Origin of the sequence: Serinicoccus profundi, from assembly GCF_008001015.1 — a bacterium.
Lineage (GTDB): Bacteria > Actinomycetota > Actinomycetes > Actinomycetales > Dermatophilaceae > Ornithinicoccus > Ornithinicoccus profundi.
On record NZ_CP042862.1, the window covers coordinates 3,355,297 to 3,380,457 of the forward strand.

The 25,161-nt window shown below is 73.8% G+C and carries 25 protein-coding genes and 3 pseudogenes; 4 read left to right on the forward strand and 24 right to left on the reverse strand.

Annotation, left to right across the window (positions count from 1 at the left end):
- Positions 1–196: 196 nt before the first annotated feature.
- The 15 genes and pseudogenes from FA582_RS15715 to FA582_RS17600 all read right to left on the reverse strand — a co-directional run.
- Positions 197–1,135 carry a serine hydrolase gene (locus tag FA582_RS15715; protein ID WP_010146793.1) on the reverse strand — a complete coding sequence of 313 codons (939 nt, stop codon included), beginning with the start codon at positions 1,133–1,135 and terminating at the stop codon, positions 197–199.
- On the reverse strand, positions 1,128–1,985 hold the full coding sequence (locus tag FA582_RS15720) for a LysR family transcriptional regulator (RefSeq protein WP_010146794.1): 858 nt from the start codon (positions 1,983–1,985) through the stop codon (positions 1,128–1,130). Before FA582_RS15720 ends, FA582_RS15715 begins: the two co-directional genes overlap by 8 nt.
- Before the next feature lie 6 nt (positions 1,986–1,991).
- Complete coding sequence (locus FA582_RS15725) at positions 1,992–2,948, reverse strand: DUF4232 domain-containing protein (RefSeq protein WP_158640899.1); 957 nt, start codon at positions 2,946–2,948, stop codon at positions 1,992–1,994.
- Positions 2,949–3,168: 220 nt separating this feature from the next.
- A pseudogene (locus FA582_RS17450) lies at positions 3,169–3,872 on the reverse strand (DUF5996 family protein).
- The gene (locus tag FA582_RS17460) at positions 3,869–4,153 is read right to left on the reverse strand and encodes a DUF5996 family protein (protein ID WP_202798069.1); all 285 of its coding nucleotides are present in this window, start codon (positions 4,151–4,153) and stop codon (positions 3,869–3,871) included. The pseudogene FA582_RS17450 and the gene FA582_RS17460 overlap by 4 nt, the downstream one beginning before the upstream one ends.
- Positions 4,154–4,337: 184 nt before the next feature.
- Positions 4,338–6,449 (reverse strand): xanthine dehydrogenase family protein molybdopterin-binding subunit, encoded by a 2,112-nt coding sequence (locus FA582_RS15735; protein ID WP_010146799.1) that lies wholly within the window; start codon positions 6,447–6,449, stop codon positions 4,338–4,340.
- Entirely contained in the window at positions 6,446–7,459 is a 1,014-nt protein-coding gene (locus FA582_RS15740) for an FAD binding domain-containing protein (protein ID WP_010146800.1), read from the reverse strand. Before FA582_RS15740 ends, FA582_RS15735 begins: the two co-directional genes overlap by 4 nt.
- Positions 7,456–8,055: a (2Fe-2S)-binding protein gene (locus FA582_RS15745; RefSeq protein WP_010146801.1), complete on the reverse strand. Its 600-nt coding sequence runs from the start codon at positions 8,053–8,055 to the stop codon at positions 7,456–7,458. Before FA582_RS15745 ends, FA582_RS15740 begins: the two co-directional genes overlap by 4 nt.
- Before the next feature lie 16 nt (positions 8,056–8,071).
- Complete coding sequence (locus FA582_RS15750) at positions 8,072–8,704, reverse strand: dienelactone hydrolase family protein (RefSeq protein ID WP_010146803.1); 633 nt, start codon at positions 8,702–8,704, stop codon at positions 8,072–8,074.
- Positions 8,701–9,408, reverse strand: coding sequence for a PAQR family membrane homeostasis protein TrhA (gene trhA / locus FA582_RS15755; RefSeq protein ID WP_141567521.1), 708 nt, complete (start codon positions 9,406–9,408; stop codon positions 8,701–8,703). The genes FA582_RS15750 and trhA overlap by 4 nt, the downstream gene beginning before the upstream one ends.
- A 274-nt stretch (positions 9,409–9,682) precedes the next feature.
- Positions 9,683–10,612: a type IV toxin-antitoxin system AbiEi family antitoxin domain-containing protein gene (locus FA582_RS15760; RefSeq protein WP_010146805.1), complete on the reverse strand. Its 930-nt coding sequence runs from the start codon at positions 10,610–10,612 to the stop codon at positions 9,683–9,685.
- Between the two features lie 298 nt (positions 10,613–10,910).
- Positions 10,911–12,014, reverse strand: a complete 1,104-nt coding sequence (locus FA582_RS15765) for a serine hydrolase domain-containing protein (RefSeq protein WP_010146806.1) — start codon at positions 12,012–12,014, stop codon at positions 10,911–10,913.
- 265 nt (positions 12,015–12,279) lie between these two features.
- Complete coding sequence (locus FA582_RS16810; RefSeq protein ID WP_202798070.1) at positions 12,280–13,059, reverse strand: cyclic nucleotide-binding domain-containing protein; 780 nt, start codon at positions 13,057–13,059, stop codon at positions 12,280–12,282.
- 153 nt (positions 13,060–13,212) lie between these two features.
- Positions 13,213–13,287: pseudogene (locus FA582_RS17775) on the reverse strand (hypothetical protein); the annotation flags it as partial.
- A gap of 37 nt (positions 13,288–13,324) precedes the next feature.
- Positions 13,325–14,032 (reverse strand): annotated as a pseudogene (locus tag FA582_RS17600) (glutaminase); the annotation flags it as partial.
- Between the two features lie 126 nt (positions 14,033–14,158).
- Between FA582_RS17600 and FA582_RS15775 the strand changes: the two are divergent.
- Positions 14,159–15,313 (forward strand): hypothetical protein, encoded by a 1,155-nt coding sequence (locus tag FA582_RS15775; RefSeq protein ID WP_010146807.1) that lies wholly within the window; start codon positions 14,159–14,161, stop codon positions 15,311–15,313.
- A 79-nt stretch (positions 15,314–15,392) separates the two neighbouring features.
- On the opposite strand, the gene FA582_RS17605 is transcribed toward FA582_RS15775, so the two are convergent.
- Together FA582_RS17605 and FA582_RS15790 are read right to left on the reverse strand one after the other, a co-directional pair.
- The gene (locus FA582_RS17605; RefSeq protein WP_010146808.1) at positions 15,393–16,352 is read right to left on the reverse strand and encodes an SRPBCC family protein; all 960 of its coding nucleotides are present in this window, start codon (positions 16,350–16,352) and stop codon (positions 15,393–15,395) included.
- A 105-nt stretch (positions 16,353–16,457) separates the two neighbouring features.
- A complete protein-coding gene (locus FA582_RS15790; protein ID WP_237707480.1) occupies positions 16,458–17,375 on the reverse strand; it encodes an EamA family transporter in 918 nt (305 codons plus the stop codon).
- 122 nt (positions 17,376–17,497) lie between these two features.
- Between FA582_RS15790 and FA582_RS15795 the strand changes: the two genes are divergently transcribed.
- The 3 genes from FA582_RS15795 (at position 17,498) to FA582_RS15805 (ending at position 19,308) form a co-directional block, all read left to right on the forward strand.
- Positions 17,498–18,361 (forward strand): LysR family transcriptional regulator, encoded by an 864-nt coding sequence (locus tag FA582_RS15795; RefSeq protein WP_010146810.1) that lies wholly within the window; start codon positions 17,498–17,500, stop codon positions 18,359–18,361.
- Positions 18,362–18,520: 159 nt separating this feature from the next.
- A complete protein-coding gene (locus FA582_RS15800) occupies positions 18,521–18,823 on the forward strand; it encodes an antitoxin (RefSeq protein WP_010146811.1) in 303 nt (100 codons plus the stop codon).
- Positions 18,820–19,308, forward strand: coding sequence for a glutathione peroxidase (locus FA582_RS15805; protein ID WP_010146812.1), 489 nt, complete (start codon positions 18,820–18,822; stop codon positions 19,306–19,308). The genes FA582_RS15800 and FA582_RS15805 overlap by 4 nt, the downstream gene beginning before the upstream one ends.
- 87 nt (positions 19,309–19,395) lie before the next feature.
- Here FA582_RS15805 and rbsD read toward each other — a convergent pair whose 3' ends face one another.
- The 7 genes from rbsD to FA582_RS15835 are packed head-to-tail and all read right to left on the reverse strand — an operon-like array spanning position 19,396 to position 25,146.
- Positions 19,396–19,788: a D-ribose pyranase gene (gene rbsD / locus FA582_RS15810; protein WP_010146813.1), complete on the reverse strand. Its 393-nt coding sequence runs from the start codon at positions 19,786–19,788 to the stop codon at positions 19,396–19,398.
- Entirely contained in the window at positions 19,785–20,528 is a 744-nt protein-coding gene (locus tag FA582_RS15815; protein WP_338093011.1) for a PfkB family carbohydrate kinase, read from the reverse strand. Before FA582_RS15815 ends, rbsD begins: the two co-directional genes overlap by 4 nt.
- Positions 20,525–20,692 carry a PfkB family carbohydrate kinase gene (locus FA582_RS17610; protein ID WP_338093012.1) on the reverse strand — a complete coding sequence of 56 codons (168 nt, stop codon included), beginning with the start codon at positions 20,690–20,692 and terminating at the stop codon, positions 20,525–20,527. The genes FA582_RS15815 and FA582_RS17610 overlap by 4 nt, the downstream gene beginning before the upstream one ends.
- The gene (locus tag FA582_RS15820) at positions 20,689–21,630 is read right to left on the reverse strand and encodes a substrate-binding domain-containing protein (RefSeq protein WP_010146815.1); all 942 of its coding nucleotides are present in this window, start codon (positions 21,628–21,630) and stop codon (positions 20,689–20,691) included. The genes FA582_RS17610 and FA582_RS15820 overlap by 4 nt, the downstream gene beginning before the upstream one ends.
- 45 nt (positions 21,631–21,675) lie before the next feature.
- The gene (locus FA582_RS15825) at positions 21,676–22,650 is read right to left on the reverse strand and encodes an ABC transporter permease (RefSeq protein WP_010146816.1); all 975 of its coding nucleotides are present in this window, start codon (positions 22,648–22,650) and stop codon (positions 21,676–21,678) included.
- Positions 22,640–24,145: a sugar ABC transporter ATP-binding protein gene (locus FA582_RS15830; protein WP_010146817.1), complete on the reverse strand. Its 1,506-nt coding sequence runs from the start codon at positions 24,143–24,145 to the stop codon at positions 22,640–22,642. The genes FA582_RS15825 and FA582_RS15830 overlap by 11 nt, the downstream gene beginning before the upstream one ends.
- A complete protein-coding gene (locus tag FA582_RS15835; RefSeq protein ID WP_010146818.1) occupies positions 24,142–25,146 on the reverse strand; it encodes a LacI family DNA-binding transcriptional regulator in 1,005 nt (334 codons plus the stop codon). The genes FA582_RS15830 and FA582_RS15835 overlap by 4 nt, the downstream gene beginning before the upstream one ends.
- Positions 25,147–25,161 lie beyond the last annotated feature (15 nt).

Here is a 25,161-nt window from a genome sequence, read left to right on the forward strand (position 1 = left end):
CCCTCGGCGAAGGCCTCGGCGACCTCCGTCGGGGACCCCTCGGGTCCGGTGTCGCACGCGGCCAGGCCCGCCGTGGCGAGGGCGGCGATGCCGAGCGCGCTGACCGGTCGACGCACGCGGGGACTTCTCGAGGAGGTCATGGGCTCAGCGAACCAGGACCGCACGGCATACCCCAAAGTGCCGACACGCCCCCCGGTCAGTCGCCACGGCTATAACCCCGACCGCACACACGCCGCAGCGGCCCGACGGCGACCCTGCCGATCTCGCCGATGGCCCGATCGACGTCGGGCAGGTGCTGGGCCGGGTTGAGCGCCTGGGTGAGGACGGCGACGACGACCGGTTCCTCGCCAGGGAAGGTCACGACCCCCACCTCGTGCCGCAGCGCCAGCAGCGAGCCGGTCCGGCTCGCGATCTCGACGTCGTCGTGCGGGAACCCCGACGCCAGCCGGTGGCGGAAGACCTGGCGGGCCATAGACCGGCGGATCCTCACCCCCGACTCCGGCGCGACCAGCTCCTCGCGCCAGAGGGCGCCGAGCAGCCGGGTCATGTCCCTGGTGGTGGTCGTCGAGCTCATGGCGGGGTCGTAGACGGCGGTCGCGCCATGACCCGGGCGGTCCCGCAGCAGCCGCAACGCCTCCGGGAAGCCCGGCGCCCCGACCTCCTCCAGGAGCAGCCGCTGGTGGTGCCGCGTGCCCCCGTGCAGGGTCGTGGCCGTCATGCCCGCGTCGGCGGCGACCTCACGCAGGCGCGGCAGCCCGACCAGGTCGAGCAGGACGTCCGCCGCGGCGTTGTCGGAGACGGTGAGCATGAGGGTGACCAGGTCGCGCTGGGAGACCACCACCTCGTCCTCGAGGCTCGACAGCCCGGTGGGGCCGGGGGTGCGGTCAGGGGCCGACACCGTATGCCGTGCACGCGGGTCGAGATCACCCGCGTCCACGAGGCGGGCCCAGGCCAGGGCGAGCAGCACCTTGTAGAGCGAGGCCATGGGGACCAGGTCGTCGGCGGCATACGACACCTCGTGCCGGACGGCGAGCCCGGGCCGGGTCGGAGCCGCCCGCAACGGCGCGGCGTGCACCCAGCCACGTGCCCCGGCGTCCCGGAGCAGGTCGCCGATGCGCTGCTCCGGCTCACCCACCATCGGCACCCCTCGCGACCCCGGCGAGGACGGCGTGGGCCTGCTGCCCGACCTCGTCCTCGCGGGCGACCACGACGGCCCGCAACGACAGTCGGGGCGGCGCCTCGGTGACGACCACGGTCTCCGGCACGGCTGGCAGCGCCGCCCAGGGCAGCAGGGTCCAGCCCGCGCCTGCCGCTACCCAGGCCAGCGCCCCGTGCTCGGCCTCGATCAGCGGCCCGTCGTGCCCGGCCCGTAGGCATTCGTGCCAGAGCAGGTCGTGCGCGGCCGGCGCCTCCTCGCGCGGGCGCAGGACCAGCGAGAGACCGCGCGGCACGGGGAAGGCGTCGTGGGTCTCGCGCGCCGCGGGGCGCACCAGTGCCGTCCGCACCGTCACCGGCGCTCCGGCGTGCACCCCGTCGGTGACGCAGGGGTGGCGCACCAGGGCGAGGTCGATCTCACCACCGCGCAGCGCGTCGACCAGCACCTCGGGGGTTCCCGGACGCGGGCGCACCGGCACCCGCGAGCGCTCCGCGAGCCGCGCCAGGACGGCCTCGGTGAGTCCGGCCAGCGCGGGGTCGACCCCGCAGACCAGGTCGCCCGGGTCCCGACCGAGCTCACGGGCCCGCCGCTCCAGGGCCTCGGCGTCCGCGACGAGGGAGCGCAGCACCGGCAGCAGCCGACGCCCCTCCGCGGTGAGGCCGACCCCGCGGGCGCTGCGGTCCAGCAGCCGCACGCCCCAGCGCTCCTCGAGCCGGCGCACGCCCTGGCTCAGCGGTGGCTGCGTGATGCCCAGGCTGATCGCGGCATCGGTGAAGCTGCCCTCGTCGACGACGGCCAGGACGTAGGAGCAGTGGCGGAGCAGATCCATCCCGTCTCAACCCTCCTCGACGGGCCGCCACGGCCCGACCCACGCCTCGGCGCTCTGGACGACGTCCCACCGGCGCTCGGGCGGCAGGTCCAGCACCTCCGTGCTGCCGCCGACGCCGATCCGCAGCTGCTGCGGGCTGGCGAGATCGGCCGCGGCACCCCAGGACGGCCACCACACCTGGGTCAGCGCCCGGTCACCGGGAGCGATCTCGACCGGCTCGATCTCGACCGGGCCGCCACCGGCGGGGTCGACCTCCGAGACCCTGACCTGCAGGGTCAGGTCGTCCTGCTCGACCTGGCCGATGAGCGAGACGGTGGGGAAGCCCTCCACCCGGCAGGTCCGCTCCCCCTCGTTGGTCAGGGTGAGCGTGGCGACCACGTCGCTCATCGCGGGCTCGGGCACCGAGGTCTCCAGGATCAACTCGTCCGGGTGGCACAGATCCCCGATGGTCGGACCCGGCGCGTCCACCGCAGGAGGCTCCGGGGTTCCCTCGGGTTCGTCGGCGAGGAGCGGCGGGGAGGCACCGGGCGCGGCCGGCAGGAGCTGCGCCACCGTCTGCGCCGCGGCGACGCAGAGCAGGACCGTCCCGAGCACCGACCCCGCCGCCGGGGCGACCCGGCGCCCGGGTGGCAGGCGCACCGCCGCCACGGTCGACGCCAGCGTCGCGGCGCTGACGAGCCACAGCGGTGTCCAGCCGGCCACGACGCTCAGCGTCGACCCGGAGAAGGCCGTCCCGGCCACGACCGCGGCGGCACCCCCCACCACGCCTGCACCCCGGACCCGACCGGCCAGCCGCACGTGCAGCCAGGCGGCGGCGAGGCCCGCGACCGCCGCCGATCCGGACACGACGAGCAGGAGGAGGTCGAGGTCCCGGACGAGGGCGAGGCTCTGCACCCGAGCCGCGACGGGCCAGAGCAGCACCACCACGAGGGCGGCGGTGACGCACTCTGCGACGACGCTCACGGCTCGTCGGTCGCGCGGAGCACGCCGACCCGTCCGGCGTGGGCCGAGGACGAGCATCTCCCCCGCGTCATCGACGGGTCCGACGACACGGTTCCCTGCCGCGGTGCCGTGGGAGTCGTTCACCGCTCCATGGGACCAGCAGACCAGCTATAGGTCAAAGTGCCGGTCCCCTCGGTCAGCAGGGTGAGGTGGATATCACCGCCGCTCAGGGCGCCGCTCCTCACCGATGCTCGTGCGGTGAGCCTAGGCCCGAAGCGCACCGGGGCCGCCACCCTGTCGGGTGTGCTGCGGCCACCGAGACGGCTCGTCCTCCAGGTTGGCGCGGTCCCAACCGCCGAGGTCCGCCGCGGGCGGCGTAGGTGTCGTGCAGGAAGGTGCTCAGGGCGGCATCGGGGTCGGCCGCCCCGGCCACGGCCTCGTAGGGCAGCAGAAACTGGCCGTTCTCGGTGCTCCAGAACGCCTCCTGCGGGCCGACCTCGGCCTCGGCGAAACCCTCCGGGTCGGGGTAGGCATACGCGTAGAACGCGCCCTCCTCCCCTCCACCGGGCCAGAAGCCGCAGCTGCTGAGCTCGCGCGAGTAGCCCTCCACCATGACCCAGTCGCCGCAGTTGGGCGCCCCGCCGGGATGCTCCGGCGCCGTCCGGCCCGAGAAGCGCGTGCAGGCGAGGTCCATCGCACCCCAGAAGAAGTGCACGGGGCTGACCTTGCCGACGAAGTGGGAGCGGAACTCTCCCAGCACCCGGTCGGCCTGGACCAGCTGCTGCCAGAAGAGGTGTGCCGACTGCGCGTCGTAAGAGGCGTGCCCTGGTCCTCGGCGAACGGGATCGCCGGGTCCACCTCGTTGGGGCTCCCCTGGATCTGCGGCTCGAGGCCGAGCTCGGCGAGCGCCGCCATCGTCCGGGCGTAGAAGTCGGCGACGGTCATCGGCTCGAGCGCGACCTCCCGCTCACCACCCTGGCTTGTGTGCGCATCCGCAGCCGGTACGCGACGAAGTCGAACTCGAGGTCGAGTGCGCCCCGCGGAGTCGGGATGGTGCCGGTGGTCAGCCCGCGGGGACTGACATACAACGTGACCTGCCACCAGTGGTTCACCAGCGGCGCGTAGGCCGTCCGGACCTTGCCGACGATCTGCGTCCACAGGTGCAGCGTGTCGCGGGTGTCGGCCCAGTCGGCGACCTTCAGCCGCGGCCAGTGCTGTTGGTTCATGAGGTTCCTTCCCCCGGGGTATGCCGCCAGGGTGGGACCCGGCGCTGCCTGCCACCGTAGCCCCGGTGGGGTGAGGAGCGACCATCTACGACGCTCGGTGAGGGGAAGAGCAACCATCTACGACGCTCGGTGGGGTGAAGAGCAACCATCTGCGGCGCTCGGTGGGGCTGGGGGCCGGTTCCTCCTAGCCCAGCGCCTCCCAGGCCTCCAGCACCCTGCCGGGGGTGAACGGCAGCTCGCGCACCCGCACCCCGGTCGCGTCGAAGACTGCGTTGCTGATGGCTGCCGGCACCCCGACGATGCCGACCTCGCCGATGCCCTTGGCCCCGGTCGCGCCCATCCACGGGTCCGGCTCACCGACCCAGCCGACCTCGAGGTCGACGACGTCGGCGTGAGAGGCGATGTGATAGCCGGCGAGGTCGCCGTTGACGACGTGCCCGAAGCGCGGGTCGCGGTAGGACTCCTCGAAGAGCGCCCCGGAGATCCCCATCGTCATCCCGCCGATGAGCTGGCTGCGGGCCGTGCGCGGGTTCATGATCCGGCCGCCGTCGAAGTGGCCGTACATCCGCCGCACCCGCACCTGCCCGGACACCTCGCTCACCGCCACCTCGGCGAAGTGCGCCCCGAACGCCATCCGGGTCACGCCGCGCACCCCGGCCGGCATCCGGGTCCGCGCACGAGCGGTGGCGCCCTCGGCCGGGTCGCTCCCGTGCTCGGCCCGGAACGCCTGCGCCGCCTCGATGACGGCCGACCCCCAGCCGAAGGTCCCGGTACTGCCGCCGGCGATGATCGCCATCGGCGCGTCGCTGGTGCCGATCCGCGCCTCGACGACATCCTCGGGCACGCCGAGCGCCTGCGCGCCGATCTGCGCCAGCACCGTCCAGGCACCGGTGCCGATGTCGCTGGCCTGCATGCTCACGACATACCGGCCGCCGGTGAAGGTGATCCGGGCCAGGCTCGGACCCATCGACATCTGGGGGAAGCTCGCGCACGCGACGCCCTGCCCGATCCACCACTCGCCCTCGTGTCGCCCACCGTGCTGCTGCTCGAAGCCGAAGATCCGGGCGCCCTCGGTGAGGCAGGTGGGGACGTGCCGGCTGCTCCACGGCTTGCCCGACTCGGGGTCGGTCTCCGGCTCGTTGCGCAGCCGCAGCTCGATCGGGTCGATCCCGGCGGCGTGGGCCAGCTCGTCCATCGCCGTCTCCAGGGCGAACATGCCGGTGTACTCCCCCGGAGCCCGCATGAAGGTCCCCGGCGCGATGTCGAGGTCCTGGGTGCGGTAGCCGATCCGCCGCGCGGCGGAGGCATACATCGACAGGCTCGGGCCCGCGCTCGGGTCCATCCACGGGATCACCCGGGAGACCGGGGCGTAGACCTCGTGGTCGATCGCGGTCAGCCGACCGTCGGCGTCGGCGGCGAGCGCGACCCGCTGCACGGTCTCGGGGCGATACCCGGTGCCGGCGAACATCTGCGGCCGGGTCAGCGCCACCTTGACCGGGTGCCCGGGCAGCAGCTTGGCGGCCATGACCGTCGCCATGGTGTGCGGGTGCGGGGCGCCCTTGGTGCCGAACGAGCCGCCGACGTAGGGCGAGATCACCTCGACCTGGGTGGGCAGCAGCCCGAACGCCCCGGCGACCACGCCCTGCGGCGCGAGCACCCCCTGGTTGGAGTCCCACAGCGTCACCCGGGTGGTGCCGGGTCCGGACAGTCGGCTCGTCCCGGGGTGCCACAGCGCGGTGATGGTATGCGGCTCGATCGGGTTGTGGTGGTTCGTCGGCGTCGCGTAGGTCGCCTCGACCCGGTGCGCGGAGGTGGCGAGGGCAGTGTCGACATCGCCCTCGCTGTGCCGGCCGGGGTAGATCGCCATGACCCGGCGGACCTCGCGCACGTCCTCGGCCTCGGGGTCGGGGCGGGTGTCCGCCTCGTCGGGTGCGTAGGTGATCGCGACGAGCGACGCGGCATACCGCGCGGCCTCGGGCGTCTGGGCCACGACCGCCGCGACGATCTCGCCGCGGTAGCGCACCCGGGGCTTGCGCAGCACGGTGAGCGTCGGCAGCGTCGGGGCGATCCGCGGGGCGTTGGCGTGGGTGAGGACGAGCCGCACCCCGGGCACCGCCCGTGCCGCCGCCTCGTCGATCGCGGTGATCCGGCCCTTGGCGATCGTCGCCAGGACGGGCGCGAGGAAGAGCGTGTCCTCGAGCTCGTGCTCGTAGGCGTAGGGCGCGAGGCCGGCCACCTTGAGCGGGGCGTCGACCCGGGTGCGGTCGCGGAACTCCTCCATCGCCGCCTCGCTCATGAGCGCCCCTCCTCGACCGGCCCGGTCAGCTCCTGCAGCACGGCGGGGACGACCCGTCGCAGCTGGCTCACCTTGTAGCGGTTGTCCTCCCCTGGCCGGGCCTGCTCCAGCTCGGCGTCGATGGCCGCGATGTAGGCCTGGGCCGTCGCCGGGCCGCCGCGCAGCGCGTCCTCGACCCGGTGCGCCCGCCACGGCTTGTGCGCCACCCCGCCGAGACCGAGGCGCACGTCAGCGACCCGGCCGTCGCGCACGTCGAGGGCGGCGGCGACGGAGACGGTCGCGAAGGCATACGACGCCCGCTCCCGCAGCTTGCGGTAGCGCGAGTGCCGGGCGAAGGCCGGCCCGGCGATCTCGATCGCCGTGATGAGCTCGCTGCGCTCCAGGGTCGTGTCGGCCTCCGGGCGGTCCCCGGGGAGGCGGTGCAGGTCGGCGAAGTCGATACGCCGCTCCCCGACCGGGCCCTGCGCGACGACGGTGACGTCGAGCGCGGCGAGGGCGACGCACAGGTCGGAGGGGTGCACGGCGACGCACGCGTCGGAGGCCCCGATGAGCGCGTTGTAGGTGCCGAACCCCTCGATCGCCGAGCAGCCGGAGCCGGGCTCGCGCTTGTTGCAGGGGGTCGAGGGGTCCTGGAAGTAGACGCACCGCGTGCGCTGCAGCAGGTTGCCGCCCATAGTGGCCATGCCGCGCAGCTGGCCGGACGCACCGGCCAGCATCGCCGCGCTGACCAGCGGGAACGCCGTGCGCACCAGCGGGTGGGCGGCGACGTCGGCGTTGCGTGCCATCGCCCCGATCCGCAGGCCGCCGCCCTCCAGCTCGCACACCTCGGTGAGGTCGAGGTGGCTGACGTCGATGATCCGGTCGGTCTCGCGGATGCCGAGGCGCAGGTGGTCGATGAGGTTGGTGCCGCCCGCGAGGTATGCCGCCCGCCGGCCCTCGGTGGTGGCGGCGACGCTGCGGCGCAGGGCGTCGGCGGTGCTCGTCGCCCGCTCGTAGGTGAACGGTTTCACGAGGACTCCTCGCTCGCGGTCGGTACGGAGGCGTCGGCCGCACCCTCGGCCCGCCGGGCGGCCGTGTCGCGGATCGCCGCGAGGATGTTGACGTAGGCACCGCAACGGCACAGGTTGCCGCTCATCCGCTCGCGGATCTCCGCATCGGTCAGCTCGACCGTGGCGTCGGTGTCGACGAGCGCGTCCGGGTCGGTGACGTGGCTCGGCATACCGGCGGCCGCCTCGGCCAGCATCGCCTGGGCCGAGCACACCTGCCCGGGGGTGCAGTAGCCGCACTGCAGGGCGTCCCGGTCGACGAAGGCCTGCTGCAGGTCGCTGAGCTGCCCCGGCGTGCCCAGGCCCTCTGCCGTGACGACCTCCGCGCCGTCCAGCGAGGCGGTGAGCGACAGGCAGGACACGACCCGCCGACCGTCGACGAGCACCGTGCAGGCGCCGCACTGCCCGTGGTCGCACCCCTTCTTGACCGAGGTCACCCCGAGGTGGTCGCGGAGCGCGTCGAGCAGGGTGACCCGCACGTCGTGCGTGAGCTCCTGCGGCGATCCGTTGATGGTGAGCTTGGTGGACAGGGCGGTGACGCCCCCGGTCTCCTGCTGCATCACCTCATTGTGCCGGTCAGGGGTGGCGTTCGCGCGCCGAGCCGGGCAACGACTCGACCAGGTGCTCCCCGGCCAACCGGTGCCAGGTGCGGGCCTGCCGGACCAGGCCGTGGGTGTCGTCGAGGTCGGCGCGGACGCTCACGTCGGCCCCCTGCCGGCGCAACCGCTCCGCCGCCGCGAGGGTGCCCTCGGGCGCCGTCACCTCGTCGCGGGCGCCGTGCAGGAGCAGCACGCGGCCGCCCCGCGGCGGGCGGATCGAGGGGAGGTCGGCACGGTCCACCCAGGCCGCCGCGGTGACGAGGGTGTCCACCTCACCGGCCAGCCGGAGCGCCGTGCGCCCGCCCATGGAGTAGCCGAAGAGACCGATCGGGAGGTCGGGACGCTGCTCGCGCAACCGGTCGAGCGCCCACGTCGCGTCGGCGAGCGGCGCCGCGTCGTTCCAGCCGCGGACGGCATACCGCAGGAAGTAGACCGAGAGTCCGTGCGGGGCGCCCGCCCGCGCGATCGCGGAGGCGAAGACCCGGCTGCGCAGCACCGACAGCTGGCGCCAGCTCGTGGGATCGGTGCTGTGCTGCTGACCGCCGTGCAGCACCAGCACCTGCGCGCGCGGGTCGGCCGCGGCGCGCACCGTGAAGAGACGCGGCGTCACAGGACGTAGGCGTACATCATGAGGAAATGCAGCGCGGCGGCGAGCATGACGAGCAGGTGCCAGATCTCGTGGAAGCCGAAGACGCCGGGCACCGGGTTGGGCCGCTCGAGGATGAAGATGACGAAGCCCGCGCTGTAGACCACGCCACCGGCCGCCATGAGCGCCAGCGCGCCGACCGGCAGGGAGAGGCCGGTGAGCACGAGGGCGACCGGCATCCAGCCGAGCACGATGTAGAGCGTGTTCGTCACCCACTTGGGCAGGTCACGCCACACCGAGCGGGCCGCGATGCCGAGCCCGGCGATGCCCCAGACCGTGCCCAGCACCGCCCAGCCGGCGACCGTGCGCTCGAGCACGAGGACGAGCGGGGTGACGGTGCCGGCGATGAGACCGAAGACCGAGGTGTAGTCCAGCGTGCGCAGGATGTCGTTGACCCGCGGGCCCCGGTCGAAGCCGTGGTGGATCGTGCTGGCGACGAAGAGGGTGACCAGGGACGCGGCATACACCGAGAGGCCGACGATCTTCCACGGGTCGCCCTCGGCGCCGGCCTGCGCGACGAGCAGCGCTGCTCCGAGCACCGCGAAGCACGACGCGACGAGGTGGGAGATCGTGTTGATCCGCTCGTCGGTCACGTGGATGCTGCCGTCACGGCTGCGCGGGGCGGTCTCCATGGCCTGCTCTCGGGCGGGGTCGGGTGCGGGGTCCATGGTATGCGGTGCGCCGGGGTCCGCGCGGCTGCACGGCGTGGGGGTGGGCGCTGCGGCGCGCGTGATGGGGTGCGCGTCGTGGGGCGTTGGGGCGCCACCCCACGCCACCGCACCACGAGCGCGACCCCCTGCCCCCACGCCTATCCCCCCACCTCCACCACGAACCTCACCCGTCACGGACTGCCGGGATATCGGGATCTGCGCGGCTCGTTTCGCCGCGCAGATCCGCATGTCCTGGCACCGTGGTGCGCCTGTGAACGGTGTGATCCGGCGATCAGCGGCGGGCCCGGGCGCGAGCGAAGGCCCCCCTGAGCCGACGCTCCACCAGGCGGGGATCTGCGAGATCGGCCCACGTGAGGCGGACCACCTCGTAGCCCAGCTCGCGGAGCCGGTCCTCGCGCAGCTTCTCCCGCCGGAGGGCGGTGGGGTCGTCGTACTTGAGCATGCCGTCGAACTCGACGATCACCCTCTCCCGCCGGAAGAGGAAGTCGACCCGTGCCACGAAGAGGCCGTGCTCATCCGCGATCTCGGCCTGCTGCTCGGGCAGGGGCAGGCCCACCGCGAGCAGGACCCAGCGGGTCCGCGACTCACCGGCCGACTCGCTGAGCGGCGAGGCGAGCTCGACGACGCGGGCGGCTGCCGCGCGACGGGGGCAGGCCCGCAGGACGTGGAGCGCCTGCTCCAGCTCGGCCCTCGTCGCCATCCGGAGGCGGAGCGCGGCATCGGCGCTGACCAGACCGGCCTCGACCCCGAACCGCGTCGCGACCTGCAGCGAGGCCAGCGCCGCGTGCACGCACGGACCGACGTCGGTGTCGATCAGGAAGGCGGCCGGCACCCGGCGGTGCACGCAGACCACGTCGTCCTGCCGGGACCTCCCGTCGTCGAGGCGGCACAGATGGACCCGGTCGTCGGTCCCGTGCACGCTGACGGCCTGGACGGCGAGCGAGCTCTGGTGGCTGGGAGCCACCGCCGGCTCGGGACCCAGGCCTCGAAGCACCGCACGAGCACGCAGGGCGGGTCGCTCCCACGGCGCCGCGGCGCGCCAGACGACGCCGGAGACGAAGGCGCCCCGACGGATCCGGACGAGCTCACCGCTACGGACCATGGCCCGCACCTCATCGGGCCCGAACCCCAACGCCTGCAGATCCCCGATCGACATGACCTGCCCGCAGGCGGCCAGCAGTGTCCGCACCTCGTCCCGCATCACTCGATCATGCGCCGATCCGGCTCACCCGCGCCGAAGTTGTCCACAGGGTCACCGCACGTCATCTTCCGAGGGCACGCCGGCTAGGCACCGCACGTCACACGCGCCACTGAGTGCCGGGATAGCGGGATCTGCGCGGCTCGTTTCGCCCCGCAGATCCGCATGTCCTGGCGTCGCGTTGAGCGTGTGACCAATGGGGTATGCGGCGGCTCAGGTCGGGACGACCCGGGAGGCCCGGGGCGTCACGGAGACGGCGCAGCGACCCCGGACCCCCTCGGCCACGCAGGCACCCCGCGGGTCAGAGCTGTTGCAGCTCGCCGAGGAGGCGGAAAGCCGGCGGCCCCATCTCGACCTGGGTGAGGAGCACGGCATACCGGCCGGTGGTGGGGTCGACCCAGAAGTCCGTGCCGAGCCCGCCGGACCACCCGAACCGCCCGGGGTGGTCACCGCCGAGCTCGACGGCGACGCCATACCCCCACCCGGCGTTCTCCCAGAAGCCCGGGAAGAAGCTGCCCGGCTCCTTGGCGGGGGCGGGCACCTGGTCGGTGCGCAGCGCCCGCAGCAGCTCCGGCTCGAGAACCTGCTCGCCCTCGTGGACACCGCCGGCGGCGAGCATGCGGGCGAAGGCGGCGTAGTCGGCCAGCGTCGAGACCAGCTCGTCGTGACTGCGGGCGGTCACGTCGTCGGCGACGTAGTGCCCGCCTCCCGCCGGTTCGGTCTGCACGAACTCCTCGCCCTCGATGCGGTACGCCGCGGGGAGCCGGGCCGCGCGGGCGGGAGGCACGGCATACCCCGTGTCGACCATGCCCAGGAGCGCGAAGAGGTCCTCCTGCAGGTGCTCGGCGAGCGGCCGACCGACGGCCCGCGCGAGCAGGACACCGAGGACACCGAAGGAGTGGTGGTAGCGCCAGCGCTCCCCCGGCTGCCCGACGAGCGGCAGGCCCGCCAGCGCGGCGAGCCAGTCGTCGGCGCCCAGGGTGAGCGGCGCCGAGCCGGCCTCGACCCCGCTCTCCACCATCGCGCGCTGCAACGGCGAGTCCTCGAGGATCATCCCGTGGCCGCTGGTGCAGGTGAGCAGGTGCCGCACCGTGATCGGGCGCTCCGCGGGCACCGTGTCGTCGAGGTCGGCGCCGGGCGCGCGCAGCACCTGACGGTCGGCCAGCTCCGGCAGCCACGCGTCGACCGGGTCGTCGAGGTCGAGCTCCCCCGCGCCGACGAGGCGCAGGGTCGCGACGGCGAGGACCGGTTTGGTCAGGGACTGGATCCGGACGACCGCGTCGGGCCGGAGGTCACCGGCCGATGCGACCTCCAGCGCGCCCGTCGTGTCGCCGAGGGCGGCCACGATCCCGGGCGCGGTGCGCTCGTCCACGTGCCGGTGGAGGAGGTCGGTCAGATCACTCACGGTTCCTCCTCGAGGTGGTTTCACGTGGTGGGACCACCCAGCCTGTCCCACCTCATCGGTCGCGGCGACCCCGGCCCGAGCGGGGCCGGCGGCGCCGCTGTGGGTATGCCGTCTGGACGGGCCAGGTGAGCGCGTCGCCGGAGCAACGCCCGGCAGGCCGCGCCGCGTCGACGGCGGACGGCGGAGGTTGATCACGTCGCCGGGGGCCAGAGTTACACGGATGTAGTTCTCCACAGGGTGTGCACACGCTGTGGACAAGCTCCCCTCAGCGCGAGCGGATGGCGCTGCGCCGCAGGGCACGGTCGGCGACGCGGTAGCCGTCGCGGGCGATGGCCCGCCAGACCTGCACCCCCACGGCCGGGTCGTCCTGCGCGATGCGCGCGAGATCATCCGCGCCGAGCACGAGCAGCTCCAGCTCCTCAACGGCGTGGATCGAGGTCTGCTGCTCGTCACCGGTGCCGAGCGCCAGCTCGCCGAAGGACGTGCCCGGGCCCAACGTCACCCAGGTGACCGGCTCGCCGTCCGGGCCGGTGCCCCGGGCCTCGGCCCGGCCACGCACGATGAGGTGCACCCCGGCGAAGGAGGTCCCGGCCTCCAGCACCACCTCCCCGGCCGACACGACCCGGCGGGTCATCGCCCCCCGCACAGCTGCGGCCGCAGCACCCTCCAGGTCGCGGATGAGCGGGTGGTCCTCGACCGGGTCCGGCTCGGGGCGCGGCCCGCAGTGGGTGCGGATGAGCACCTGCTCGCACCACTCGACCGCCGAGGCGAGGTCGGTGAAGCGCGGCGAGGCGCTGTCGGTCCCGGCGTCGGGGTCGGGGATGACCCCGGACGGGTCGACGACGACCCCCTCCGAGCCCTCGGCGCGCAGCCGGTCGCGCAGCGCGAGGAGCGTCAGCCGACTCACCTGCGCGATCTCGTTGACGTGGGAGAAGTCGAGGATCGCCAGCTCAGGGGCGTCCTCCACGACCGACCGGACGATGGCCTCGGCGCCGGCGAAGAGCAGGTCTCCGTGCAGCTCGTAGACGCGGGCGCGGCCCGCCACGCGGTCGAGCACCTCCTCGTCGGCCCCCTGCCAGCGGGTCCCCGACCGGGCGGTCTCCAGCGAGAAGCTGCTGCGCACGGCGTTGCGCGAGCCGCGGCTGACGTGCATGAGGTGCATCTCCATGTCGCGCGACATCCGCTCGAAGAGCGCGACCCCGCGAGCACTGTTGCCGTGCGCGTCGAGCCGCGGGGAGAAGACCGCCACCCCCAACCTGGCCCGGCAGCACACCGATGATGCCGCCGCTCACCCCGCTCTTGGCGGGCATACCGACAGCGCTCACCCAGTCGCCGGCCGCGTCATACATCCCGCACGTCGTCATCACCGCGAGGACGTGCTCGACCAGCGAGGGGTCGAGCACCTGGCCTCCGGTGCGCGGCTGGCGGCCGCCGTTGGCCAGGGTCGCGGCCATGAGTGCGAGGTCGCGGGTGTCGACAGCGATGGAGCACTGCCGGACGTACTGCTCCAGCACCGGCTCGGGGTCGCCCTCGAGGATCCCGAACTCCCGCAGCATGTGGGCGATCGCCCGGTTGCGGTGGGCGCTGCCCAGCTCGGACTCGAAGACCGCCTCGTCGACGTCCAGCCCGCGCCCGGCGAAGGCACCGAACCAGTCCAGCGCCCGGGCGAAGCGCTCCTGCCCGGTCTCCCCGGCGACCAGCGAGGTCGCGGTGATGGCGCCCGCGTTGATCATCGGGTTCTTCGGGCGGCCGGTGTCCGGCGCGAGGCTGATCTCGTTGAAGGCGTCGCCCGAGGGCTCGACGTCGACCTTGCGCGCCACTGCCTCCAGCCCCTGGTCGTGCAGCCCGAGCGCATAGGTGAACGGCTTGGAGATCGACTGGATGCTGTAGCGGTGGTCGGTCTGCCCCACCTCGTAGACCTGCCCGTCGACCCTCGCCAGGCACAGCGCGAAACGGTCGGGGTTGGCCGCGGCAAGCTCGGGGATGTAGCCCACGCCTCCCCGCCGGCGTCGCCGCACTGGTCGACGATCTGCTCCAGGTAGTCCTGCACAGGGTTGCGCATCACGCCCTCCTCGCCTCGGTGTCCGGCCGGCCCGAGCCTATTCCGCGACCCGGTGCGCGGCCGAGGTGGCAGGATCGCGGGCATGGACGCGACACGGGACAGCGGGGTGGCGCAGGCGATCCGCCGGTATGCCGTGCGCTTCGACGAGCACGTGCTGCGCCGGCCGGGCGTGGGGTCGGGGCTCGGGGCGTGGCTGCTGCTGGCGCTCGTCGCCGACCAGGCGGAGCCCGCGGACCAGGCCGCGCTCGAGGACGTCGTCGGCCTGGGCGCGCCTGAGGCGCGGGGCGCGCTCGCCGCGCTCCTCGCCGATCCGCACCCGGCCGTGTCCGCGGCGGTCGCGCGCTGGGCCGACGCGGCAGCCCTCACCGAGGACTTCGCGGGGTGGACCGTGCCGGAGCTCGTCGAGGACGGACCGCTGCCCGACCAGGCGGGTGCCGACCGGTGGGCCCGCGAGCGCACCGACGGGCTCATCGAACGCTTCCCGTTGCAGGTCGACGACCTGACCCGGCTCGTGCTCGCCTCGGCGCTGGCCACCCGCATCTCGTGGCGGATGCCGTTGGACGAGCTCGACGACGGGGGGCTCGGCACCGACGCGGGCCGGGCCCGCCACGCGGTGGTCGACACCGAGGCCGCCGGCCGGGTCGGCATCATCGCCCCCACCTCGACCTCCGGCCTGGCCGTGGTCAGCGTCATCGCGGACGCGGGCGTGCCGCAGGCCCAGGTCCTCGCGGCGGCCCACGAGGTGGGCGCCCTGCTCTCCTCGCCGCGGATGCTGCGCGGGGTCCCGGTCACCGAGGACGGCCACGCCTGGACGGTGCGCGAGCGCCGCGAGGTGCGCACCGGCTTCACCGACGTCGTCGAGGAGTGGAGCGGGTGGGTGCCGGCGTGGCGGCATACCGAGGACCACGACCTGGGCGCGGCGCCCGGCTTCGCCACCGCGCTGGGCTCGCTCGCGCGCTACGTGCCGCCGCTGGAGCGACCCGCCGAGACCGAGGCCCGGCAGAGCGCGGTCGCGGCCTACTCCGCCACGGGCTTCGAAGCAGCCGCGGTGACCGCCATGGGGGTCCGGGCGGCGGGTATGCCGCAGGAGCGGGAGGTGCTCGTGCGCGAGATCCACCTGCGCCTGGACCGCCCGCACGCCGTGCTCGCCGTCGCCCTCGATACCGGCAAGGGCGGCGCAGCGTGGCACGGGCTGCCGGTCTTCACCGCCTGGGTGGACCCGGCAGCTCGGGGCTGAGTCGCGCCGGCACGGGGCACCAGGGCAGGGGCCACGAGGCTGCGGGCTCAGGCTCTCCTTCCCGCGATCCCGGGAGGGCTCAGCCGTTGGCCGACTCCGCCACCTCGGCGAGGCGATCGAGGGAGGCGCGCAGGTGCTCGGGGGTCATGCTGCGGGCCTTGGCCATCCGGGACTCGTCGGTGAGCTCGCGCCAGTCGTAGGTGTGGGTCACCCGGCTGCGGCCCTCGCCGAGCGGCTCGATCTCCCAGCGCCACTCGTGGCCTGCGGGTGCCTGGCCCTCGCTGGCCGGGCGCCAGGCGAGGCGTCGCCCCTCCTCGACATCGACGACGTGGTTGTCGCGCACCTTGTCGTTGGTCAGGCGCATGGTGAAGACGTCGCCGACCGCGCTGATCCGCCCGCCGCCCACGATCGCGGCGAGGTTGTCGTTGCCGTCCCACTCGGGCTGCCGGGCGGGGTCGGCGATGAGCTCGAAGACCACCTCCGGCGGGGCCTCGATCTCCCGGGTGGCGCTCACGACCTGGTGCTGCTGCTCCTCGGTGCTCATGGCACCAGTCAACCCTGCGCCCGCCTCCGGCGTCGACCCCTCGAGGACCGCCTTCATGCGCTCCAGGGTCGTCCGCATACCCCTGGCGTTGGTGCGACCACGGGCTCGGCCAAGCACTGCCCAGTAGAGACGCATGGGCAGCATCGGCTCGAGCCGGTAGTACTCGGTGACCTCGGTCCCCTCGCCGCTCGGGCGCAGCCGGTAGCCCCAGTTGTTGACCGCGACCTTCCGCGTGCCGACGGAGAACTCGAACTCACGCTCCGGCTCGCACCGCGTCACCCGGCACGCCGACCAGTAGGTCGGGCCCACGCCGTTGCGCTTCACCTGCCCGGCGAAGGTCGCGCCGACCTCAGGCCCGGTCGAGCCGCCGGTCCAGCGGCCGGCCACCGTCTCGGGGCTGAACTCGCCGATCCGCGTCACATCGCTGACCAACGCCCACACCTGCTCCGCTGGTGCGTCGACGTGGATCGACACCTCGTCGGTGAGCGGTCTCATAGGTTCTCCTCGCGTAACGGCGTCGGCCCTCGGGGGCGGGCCGGCTGACCCACACCCTAGGCACCCCTGGAACGCGGGGTGTCGCCAGTGGTGGGTGCCGCCTCCTCAGCCGCGGCGACGGCCCAGGCCGGACATGGTGACGGCGTTGGCCGCGACGATGAGCGCCATACCGGCCCACTCGTGCAGTGCGAGGAGCTGGCCGAGCAGCACCATCCCCACCAGCGCGGCGAGCACCGGGTGGGCGCTCATCGCAATGCCGAAGACGCCGGCGGGAACGCGCCGCAGCACGAGCAGGTCGAGGGTGTAGGGCACCACCGTCGAGAGCACCCCCGCGACGACCGCGAAGCCGAAGGCCGCCGTCGTGAACCGGTCGGTGAGGCTCAACCACACCAGCACGGGGAGGTATGCCGTCGCGGACACCGCGGTCGCGAGCGCCGTGCCCTGGACCCCGGGGAGGGCGGCGCCCACCGAGCGGTTGGCCAGGATGTAGCCGCCCCAGCAGGCGGCCGCCGCGAGACCGAACGCCACGCCGAGCAGGTCGCTGCTCGGGCCGGGGAGCACGAGCACGTAGACGCCCACCGCCGCGACGACCGCGAGCGCCAGGTCGCGCACCGAGCGGGAGCCGAGCAGGGCGACGGCCAGCGGCCCGAGGAACTCCAAGGTGACGGCGAGGCCGAGGCCGATCCGCTCGACGGCGGCATAGAGGCCGAGGTTCATCCCGGCGAACATCGCCGCCAGCCAGAGCACGCGCATCCACTGGCCACGGTTCAGCCGCCGCACGTCGGGTCGGGTCAGGGGCAGCAGCACCGCGGAGGCGACGAGCTGGCGCACCGCCACCACCCCGGCCGGGCCGATGGCGCCGAAGGCGTGGCTGCCCCAGGCCGCGCCAACCTGGGTGCTCGTCGCAGCGGTCAGCATGAGCGCGATGTCGCGCGGGCTCGTGCGCCGGGCGCCGCCGGGGGCGGGTACCTCTTTATCCCCCGGCCCGTCGGGGAGTGCCGGCCCCACCTCGGGCACAGGCACCGATCCCTGCGTCGGTGTCACGGCGACGGGGGACGACGGCTGGCTCAAGGACATGCGTCGAGTCTCGGACAGGCGGCGGCATACGAAAAATGCACGGAAGGCACGCTGCATACACTTGTCGCATGAGCGAACCCGAGGTCGCGTTGCGCGACCTGCGCTCCTTCCTCGCCGTCGTCGAGGAGGGCACGTTCACCGACGCCGCGATCACCCTGGGCACGACGCAGGCCTCGGTGTCGCGGCACGTCGGGGCGTTGGAGCGCACCCTGGGCGTGCGCCTGCTCCAGCGCGGCGGCCGCGTGGTCACCGTGACGGCAGCCGGCCGGCGGGTCCTGCGGCACGCCCGCGCCGCCGTCGAGGAGGCGGCCGCGGTCGTGCGCGCCGCCCACGACGAGGGTCGCGAGGTGCGGGTGGGGTATGCCTGGGCCGCGCTCGGCGAGCACACCGCCACCGTGCAGCGCGAGTGGGCGCGGCGGCACCCGGGCTCCGAGCTGACCTTCGTCAACGCGGCGACCCGCTTCGCCGGGCTCAACGAGGGCACCGTCGACGTCGCGGTCGTGCGCCGCGACCCGGGGGTGTCGCAGATCGCGACCGCAGTCCTGGGCGAGGAGCGGCGGATGGCGGCGCTGCCGACCGAGCACGAGCTGGCCCGCCGGCGCAGCCTGCGGATGAGCGACTTCACGGGCCGCACGGTCGCGCTGGACACCTCCACGGGCACGACGACCCGCGACCTGTGGACGACGGAGCGGGCGCCGGCGGCCTGGCGCGAGGTCCGAGGGACCGACGAGTGGCTCACCGTCATCGCCGCCGGCCAGGCGATCGGGCTCACCTCGCAGGCCACGGCGGCGCAGTACTCCCGTCGAGGCGTCGTCTTCCGGCCCGTGCGGGACGCCCCGCGGGTGCCGGTGCTGCTCATCTGGTGGCGGCAGGACCCGCCCAGCGCCATGGCCGAGCTCATCGACCTGGTCCAGGAGGCCTACCTCTCCTGACGCTCTGGCTCCCGCACCCTTCCCGCGGCCCCGACGCGGCAGGCCATACCCCTCGCCTCATGCACGATCGCCGCCCACCGATCGCGTGACCTGGGAAACTTCTAGCGCTGTCCGACGTTGAGCCTTAACAGACCAGTCCACCCGACGAAAGGGACGACCATGCCTCTGCGCAAGCTCGCCGCTCTCGGTGCCGCCGCGGACGCGGCCCGCCGCTTCGCCCGCAAGAACCCCGAGAAGACGCAGTCCTACCTCGACAAGGCGGCCGACTTCGCCGACCGCCGCACCAAGGGGAAGTACTCCAGCCAGATCCGGTCCGCCTCCGACCGGGCCGGTCAGGCAGCCATCGGCCGCACCAACCCCGACGGTCGCATCAACCCGGACGGTGCAGGCCCGGTCAACCCGACCGACGTCGACGAGCGGACCGACGGTTCGGCGCAGGGCCCCGGCGAGGGTCGCCGGTGAGCACGCTGCACGACTTCGCGGCAGAGACGCTCACCGGCCAGCAGCAGGACCTCGGTGACTACGCCGGCAAGGCTGTGCTGGTGGTCAACACCGCCAGCCAGTGCGGGTTCACGCCACAGCTCGCCGGCCTCGAGGAGCTGCATTCCGAGCTCGCCGACCGGGGTCTGGTCGTGCTTGGTTTCCCGTGCAACCAGTTCGGCAACCAGGAGCCGGGCGACGCCGAGCAGATCGGCGAGTTCTGCCAGAGCAACTACGGCGTGAGCTTCCCGATGTTCGCCAAGGTCGAGGTCAACGGGGGCGACGCGCACCCGCTCTTCACCTGGCTCAAGGAGCAGAAGAAGGGCCTGCTCGGCGGCCGCATCAAGTGGAACTTCACCAAGTTCCTCATCGGGCCTGACGGCGAGGTCGTCGCGAGGTATGCGCCCACCACCGAGCCGTCCGCGATCCGCGCCGACATCGAGAAGGTCCTGCCCACCACCGCCTGAGAACACAGCATCGTGGTGGCTGCGGGACGTCGGGGCGACCCGCAGCCACCACGATGTGGCTCATGCCCGCGACGATGCGCGGTGATCTCAGAAGGCGACGCCGCAGCGCAGCACGACGTTGGCGTAGGGCGTCGCCTCGCCGGTGCGGACGACGAGGGCGCACCGGCCCACGAGCTCCTTGAGCTCCTCGTGGGGGACCTCTTCGCGCGGGCCGAGCAGGCCCGCGCACTGCTCGAAGGTGCGGTCGGCGGCGCCGCCGGTCGCTTCCCGCGCCACGACATACCCCTCCACGACGATCTCGTCCAGCAGGGCGTCGAGGACGTCGGCGAAGGCGGGCAGCCCCTGGACGAGCGCGAGGTCGACCACCGGCGTCTCCCGCGGGATCGGCAGGCCGCAGTCCGCGACGCACACGAGGTCGGTATGCCCCAGGCCGGCGAGCCGGCCGGCCAGCTCGGCGTGCAGGATCCCGCGGCGCTTCACGGCAGCTCCTGACCGGCGGCGGGGTAGGACGGCTGGGCCCCGGCGTGCTGCACCGCGAAGGCCCCCACCCGGACGGCGTGGTCGACCGCCTCGGCGAGGTCCGCGCCGGCCAGCAGCCGGGCGGCGAGCGCCCCGGTGAACGCGTCACCGGCACCCGTCGTGTCCACCGCGCGGACCCGCGGGCTCGCGACGGCCTCCACCCCGGCCGCGGTGGCGAGGACAGCGCCGGCCGCGCCGGTGGTGACGACCACAGAGGTGACACCGGCGGCGTGCAACGCCCGGGCGTCGGCAGCGGAGTCCTGCCCGGCGGCGATCCCCAGCTCCGCCAGCGCGGACCGGGCCTCGTGCTCGTTGAGGACGAGCGGGTCCGCCAGCCGGAGCACGTCCGGGGCCAGGCTGACCCACGGGGCGACGTTGAGCACGACCCGCTGACCGGCCGACGCAGCGGCCCGCGCCGCGGTCTGCGTGGTCTCGCGGGGCAGCTCGCCCTGCAGGAGCAGCACGTCGCCCTCGCCCATCCGCGCCACGGCCGCCTCGGCCGTCTCCGGCGGCACGGTGGCGTTGGCCCCGGGCACGACGACGATGGTGTTCTCGCCGTCGTCCGACACGGTGATGATCGCCAGACCGGTGGGTATGCCGGCCGCGACGGCGACCGCGCCGAGGTCGACCCCGGCCTCGCGCAGGGAGGCGAGCGCGGTCTGCGCATCGGCGTCGTCACCGACCGCGCCGACGAACCTCACCCGCGCGCCTGGAGCGCGGCGGCGAGGGCCTGGTTGGCGCCCTTGCCGCCGGCCGCCCGGGTGCCCCCCGTGCCGAGCACGGTCTCACCCGGCGCGGGGTGGGCACGGACCTGGGCGAAGAGGTCGACGTTGGTCGAGCCGACGACCAGGAGGGTGGGGCTCACTGATAGTCCGCCACGTTGTCCGTGGTGACCGTGACGACGTCGATCGGCTGCGACTCGGGCAGGTCCTCGCCGTCCACGGCCTGCAGCGCGGCCTCCACGGCGGCGCGGCCGAGCTCGGCGGGCTGCTGGGCGATCGTCGCCACCATCGAGCCCTCCTCGATCGCGGTGAGGGCGTCGCCGGTGCCGTCGAAGCCCACGACGAAGACCTCCTCGCCGGCCCGGTCACCGAGCGCCTGCAGTGCGCCGAGCGCCATCTCGTCGTTCTCGGCGAAGATGCCGGTCACCTCGGGGTTGCTCTCCAGCAGGTTGGTCGCGACGTCCAGACCCTGGGCGCGGTCGAAGTTGGCGGGCTGCATGGCGACGACCTCGATGTCGGGGAACTCCGCGATGCCCTCCTCGAAGCCCTGACCGCGGTCCCGGCTCGCCGACGTCCCGGCGACGCCCTGGAGGACGACGACCTGGCCCTCCTCGCCCATCGCCTCGGCGAGGGCCTGGGCGGCCTGACGGCCCCCGGCCACGTTGTCGCTGCTCACGGTGGTGTTGACGGTGGCGCCCTCGACCGCGCGATCGACGGCGATGACGGGGATGTCGGCCTGGAGCAGCGGGTCGACGGCTGCGGCGGCGGCCTCGGAGTCGACCGGGTTGATGAGGACGGCGTCGGTCTCCTGCGTCGCCGCGTTGGCGAGCTGGTTCTGCTGGGTGGCCGCGTCGTTCTGGGCGTCGACGACCTCCAGGCTGACGCCCGCCTCGTCCGCGGCCTCCTGGGCACCGTCGCGCAGGTCGATGAAGAAGGGGTTGTTGAGCGTGGAGACCGCCAGGGTGAGACTGCGGTCACCCCCCTCGGCCGAGCCCTCGCCGCCCCGGTTGCAGGCGGACAGGGTGAGCGCGAGGGTCGCGGTGAGCGCGAGGGCGGTGGTGCGGCGGGATGCGGTGGTCATGGTTGCTCTCTTCCTTGAGGGTGGTGACGGTGATGGATGCGGGGGTCAGGAGGTCTTGCGCCGCAGGACGTCCATGCCGACGGCGAGCGCGATGACGACGCCGATGACGACCTGCTGCCAGAACGAGCTGACGTTGAGCAGGTTGAGCCCGTTGCGGATGACGGCGAGGACCAGCGCGCCGATGAGGGTCCCGACCGCGCGGCCCTGGCCGCCGGCCAGGCTGGCCCCACCGATGACGACGGCGGCGATGGCGTCGAGCTCGTAGCCCACGGCGGCCTGCGGCTGCGCGGAGCTGAGGCGCCCGGCGAGCACCATCCCGGCGACGCCGGCGTAGAGCCCGCTGAGCGCGAAGACGGTGGCGGTGAGGCGCTTGACCGGCAGTCCGGACAGGCGCGCCGCCTCCTCGTTGCCGCCGACGGCATACAACGAGCGGCCGAAGACGGTGACGTTGAGCACGAAGGCGGTGATGGCGAACATCACGAGCATGACGAGGATCGGGACGGGTATGCCGAGCACCGAGTTGCCCAGCCAGCTGACCTCGGGCGGCATCGACTGGGGGCGGCCGCCGGAGACCACGAGGGTCAGGCCGCGCGCGACCGACAGCATGGCCAGGGTGGAGATGAAGGCGGGCAGCGTGCCGTAGGCCGTGGCCAGCCCGGAGACGAGCCCGGCCAGCAGGCCGACGAGCGGGCCGACGACCAGGGCGAGGACCCCCGGCATACCGGAGGCGGCGATCCAGCCCGCACACACGGCGGACAGCGCGGCGACGCTACCCACGGACAGGTCGATCCCGGCCGCGACGATGACGTAGGTCATGCCGAAGGCGAGGATGGCGACGACCGCGGCCTGGACCCCGACGTTGAGCAGGTTGCTCGTCGTGAGGAAGTCGGGCGTGGCGATGAACATCGCGACGCAGACCAGGACGAGGCCCACGAGGGCGCCGTTGTCGGACAGGAACTGACCGATCCGGCGTCCGCGTCGCGCGGGTGCCGGGGTGCGGGTGGTGGTGTCAGTGGACACGGGTGGACTCGACCTCCTTGACGGCCAGCGACATGACGCTGTCCTGGGTTGCTTCGGTGGCGGGGAGCTCGCCGACGACGCGCCCTCCCGCCATGACGACGACGCGGTCGCTCATCCCGAGGACCTCGGGGAGCTCGCTCGAGGCGAGCAGCACGGCACCCCCGGCGTCGGTGATGGCGTTGATGAGCTCGTAGATCTCGACCTTGGCGCCGACGTCGACGCCTCTGGTCGGCTCGTCGAGGAGCAGGACCCGTGAGCGGGCGAGCGTCCAGCGGCCGAAGACGACCTTCTGCTGGTTGCCGCCGGACAGGGAGCGCGCGGGTTGGCGCACGTCGTGCAGCCGGATGCGCAGCTGCTCGCTGACCTCACCGGCGCGGCGACGCTGACCCCGCAGGTCCGCGAGCAGGCCGCGGCCGTGGGAGCGCAGCGTGGCGTAGCCCAGGTTGTTCTCGACGCTGGCGTCCAGGACCAGGCCCTGGCTCTTGCGGTCCTCCGGCACGTGGCCGACCCCGGCCCGGACCGCGGCCGCGACGTCGTGGCCGGCCAGCTCCTGCCCGTCGACGCGGACGCTGCCGGCGTCATACCGGTCGGCGCCGGCGATGGCGCGCAGCACCTCGGTGCGTCCGGCCCCCACGAGACCGGCGAGGCCGACGACCTCTCCGGCGCGCACGGTGAGCGAGACGTCCTCGAAGGCGCCCTCGCGGGTGAGGCCGGAGACCTCCAGCAGGGGCTCCCCGGCCTCGGCCTGACGGCGCGGGAAGAGCTGGTCGATGCTGCGGCCCACCATGAGGCGGATGAGCTCGGGCTCGGGGGTCGAGGCGGGGACCTCCTCGACGAAGGAGCCGTCGCGCAGCACCGTGACGCTGTCGCCGATCTCGGCGATCTCCTCGAGGTGGTGGCTGATGAAGACCATGCCGACGCCGTCGCGGCGCAGCTGGTCGACGACGCTGAAGAGCTGGGCGATCTCGGTGCGGGTGAGCGCCGCGGTCGGCTCGTCGAGCACGAGGAAGCGGGCCTGCACGCTGAGCGCCTTGGCGATCTCGACGAGCTGCTGGCGGGCGATGCCCAGGGTGCCGACCGGCCGGTCGAGGTCGACGTCGAGGCCGATCCGCTCCAGCGCCTCCCGCGCCGTGCGCCGCATCTGCGGCCGGTCGACGAGGCCCAGCCGGCGGGGCGTGCGGCCGAGCGTGATGTTCTCGGCCACGCTCAGGGACCGGACGAGGTTGAGCTCCTGATGGATGGTGGCGATGCCGAGCCGTTCGGCGTCCTTGGTGCTCGCGATCCGCACCGGCTCGCCGTCGAGCAGGATGCGGCCGGAGTCGGGCTCGTGGACGCCGGCGATCATCTTCACCAGCGTCGACTTGCCCGCACCGTTCTCGCCGAGCAGGACCTGGACCTGCCCGGGGCGGACGGTGAGGTCGACGTCGGAGAGGGCGACGACGCCGCCGAATCTCTTGCCGACGCCCTGGAGCTCGAGGACGGGACCGGTGGTCATGATGCCTCCGAGGGGGTGGTGGCGGTGGTCCGGCAGGACTGCCGGACCACGAGGCGGGTGGGGACGACGACGTCGTCGACGGGCTCCCCGGCGATCCGGGCCAGCAGGCCGTCCACCGCGGCGCAGCCGAGGGCGGGCACGTCCTGGGCGACGGCGGTGACCGGGGGGTCCAGCAGCGGGAACCAGAGGCTGTCGTCGAAGGAGACGACCGCGATGTCGTGACCGATCCGCAGGCCCGCCTCCTTGGCGGCGGTGAGCGCACCGACCGCCATGAGGCTGTCCCCGGCGAAGATCGCCGTGGGGCGGCGGTCCCCCGCGAGCAGGCTGCGGGCGGCGCGGTAGCCGCTGCCCTCCCGGAAGTCGCCCTCCACGACCCACTCCTCGGGCACCGGGGCGCCGCGCTCCGCGAGGGCGGCGAGGCTCGCCGCGCGGCGGGCACGACCGGTGGAGGAGGACTGGGGTCCGGCGATGAGGGCGATGTCGCGGTGCCCGAGGTCGAGCAGGTGCTCGATCATCTGGCGCGAGCCCATGGCGTCGTCGGAGCGGACCACCGGGGCGTGGTGGTTCTCCACCCGCCGGTCGAGCAGGACCAGCGGCAGCTCCTCGGGCACCTCGACCGGCGCCCCACCCTGAGGCACGACGATGAGGCCGTCGACCCGCTGGGTGGTGAGCGCCCGCAGCGCGTCGACCTGACGCTCGGGGCGCTCGTCGGCGTTCATGGTGATGACCGCGAGGCCGCGCGCCGCCGCCCGCTGCTCGACGGCATACGCGAGGTCGGAGAAGAAGGGGTTGCGCACGTCGGAGATGAGCAGGCCGATGGTGTCGGTGCGCTGGGTGCGCAGAGACCGCGCGGCCTTGTTGACCTCGTAGCCCAGCTCGGTCGCCGCCCGGCGCACGGCCTCGACCGTGGCCGCCGAGGCGGGCCCGCCACCGGTGAGGGCGCGCGAGGCGGTGGCCAGCGAGACGCCCGCGCGGGCGGCGACATCGCGGATCGTGGCCATCGGCTGGACCTCCTC

What these genes read in the sequence shown, in the direction of transcription:
- FA582_RS15760 (WP_010146805.1), bottom strand. Translation starts at nt 10,612, where the DNA reads ATGCGGGACGAGGTGCGGACACTGCTGGCCGCCTGCGGGCAGGTCATG.
- FA582_RS15720 (WP_010146794.1), bottom strand. Translation starts at nt 1,985, where the DNA reads ATGGATCTGCTCCGCCACTGCTCCTACGTCCTGGCCGTCGTCGACGAG.
- FA582_RS15745 (WP_010146801.1), bottom strand. Translation starts at nt 8,055, where the DNA reads ATGCAGCAGGAGACCGGGGGCGTCACCGCCCTGTCCACCAAGCTCACC.
- FA582_RS15800 (WP_010146811.1), top strand. Translation starts at nt 18,521, where the DNA reads ATGCCTCTGCGCAAGCTCGCCGCTCTCGGTGCCGCCGCGGACGCGGCC.
- FA582_RS17460 (WP_202798069.1), bottom strand. Translation starts at nt 4,153, where the DNA reads ATGAACCAACAGCACTGGCCGCGGCTGAAGGTCGCCGACTGGGCCGAC.
- FA582_RS15775 (WP_010146807.1), top strand. Translation starts at nt 14,159, where the DNA reads ATGGACGCGACACGGGACAGCGGGGTGGCGCAGGCGATCCGCCGGTAT.
- trhA (WP_141567521.1), bottom strand. Translation starts at nt 9,408, where the DNA reads ATGGACCCCGCACCCGACCCCGCCCGAGAGCAGGCCATGGAGACCGCC.
- FA582_RS15795 (WP_010146810.1), top strand. Translation starts at nt 17,498, where the DNA reads ATGAGCGAACCCGAGGTCGCGTTGCGCGACCTGCGCTCCTTCCTCGCC.
- FA582_RS15735 (WP_010146799.1), bottom strand. Translation starts at nt 6,449, where the DNA reads ATGAGCGAGGCGGCGATGGAGGAGTTCCGCGACCGCACCCGGGTCGAC.
- FA582_RS17605 (WP_010146808.1), bottom strand. Translation starts at nt 16,352, where the DNA reads ATGAGACCGCTCACCGACGAGGTGTCGATCCACGTCGACGCACCAGCG.
- FA582_RS15835 (WP_010146818.1), bottom strand. Translation starts at nt 25,146, where the DNA reads ATGGCCACGATCCGCGATGTCGCCGCCCGCGCGGGCGTCTCGCTGGCC.
- FA582_RS15830 (WP_010146817.1), bottom strand. Translation starts at nt 24,145, where the DNA reads ATGACCACCGGTCCCGTCCTCGAGCTCCAGGGCGTCGGCAAGAGATTC.
- FA582_RS15820 (WP_010146815.1), bottom strand. Translation starts at nt 21,630, where the DNA reads ATGACCACCGCATCCCGCCGCACCACCGCCCTCGCGCTCACCGCGACC.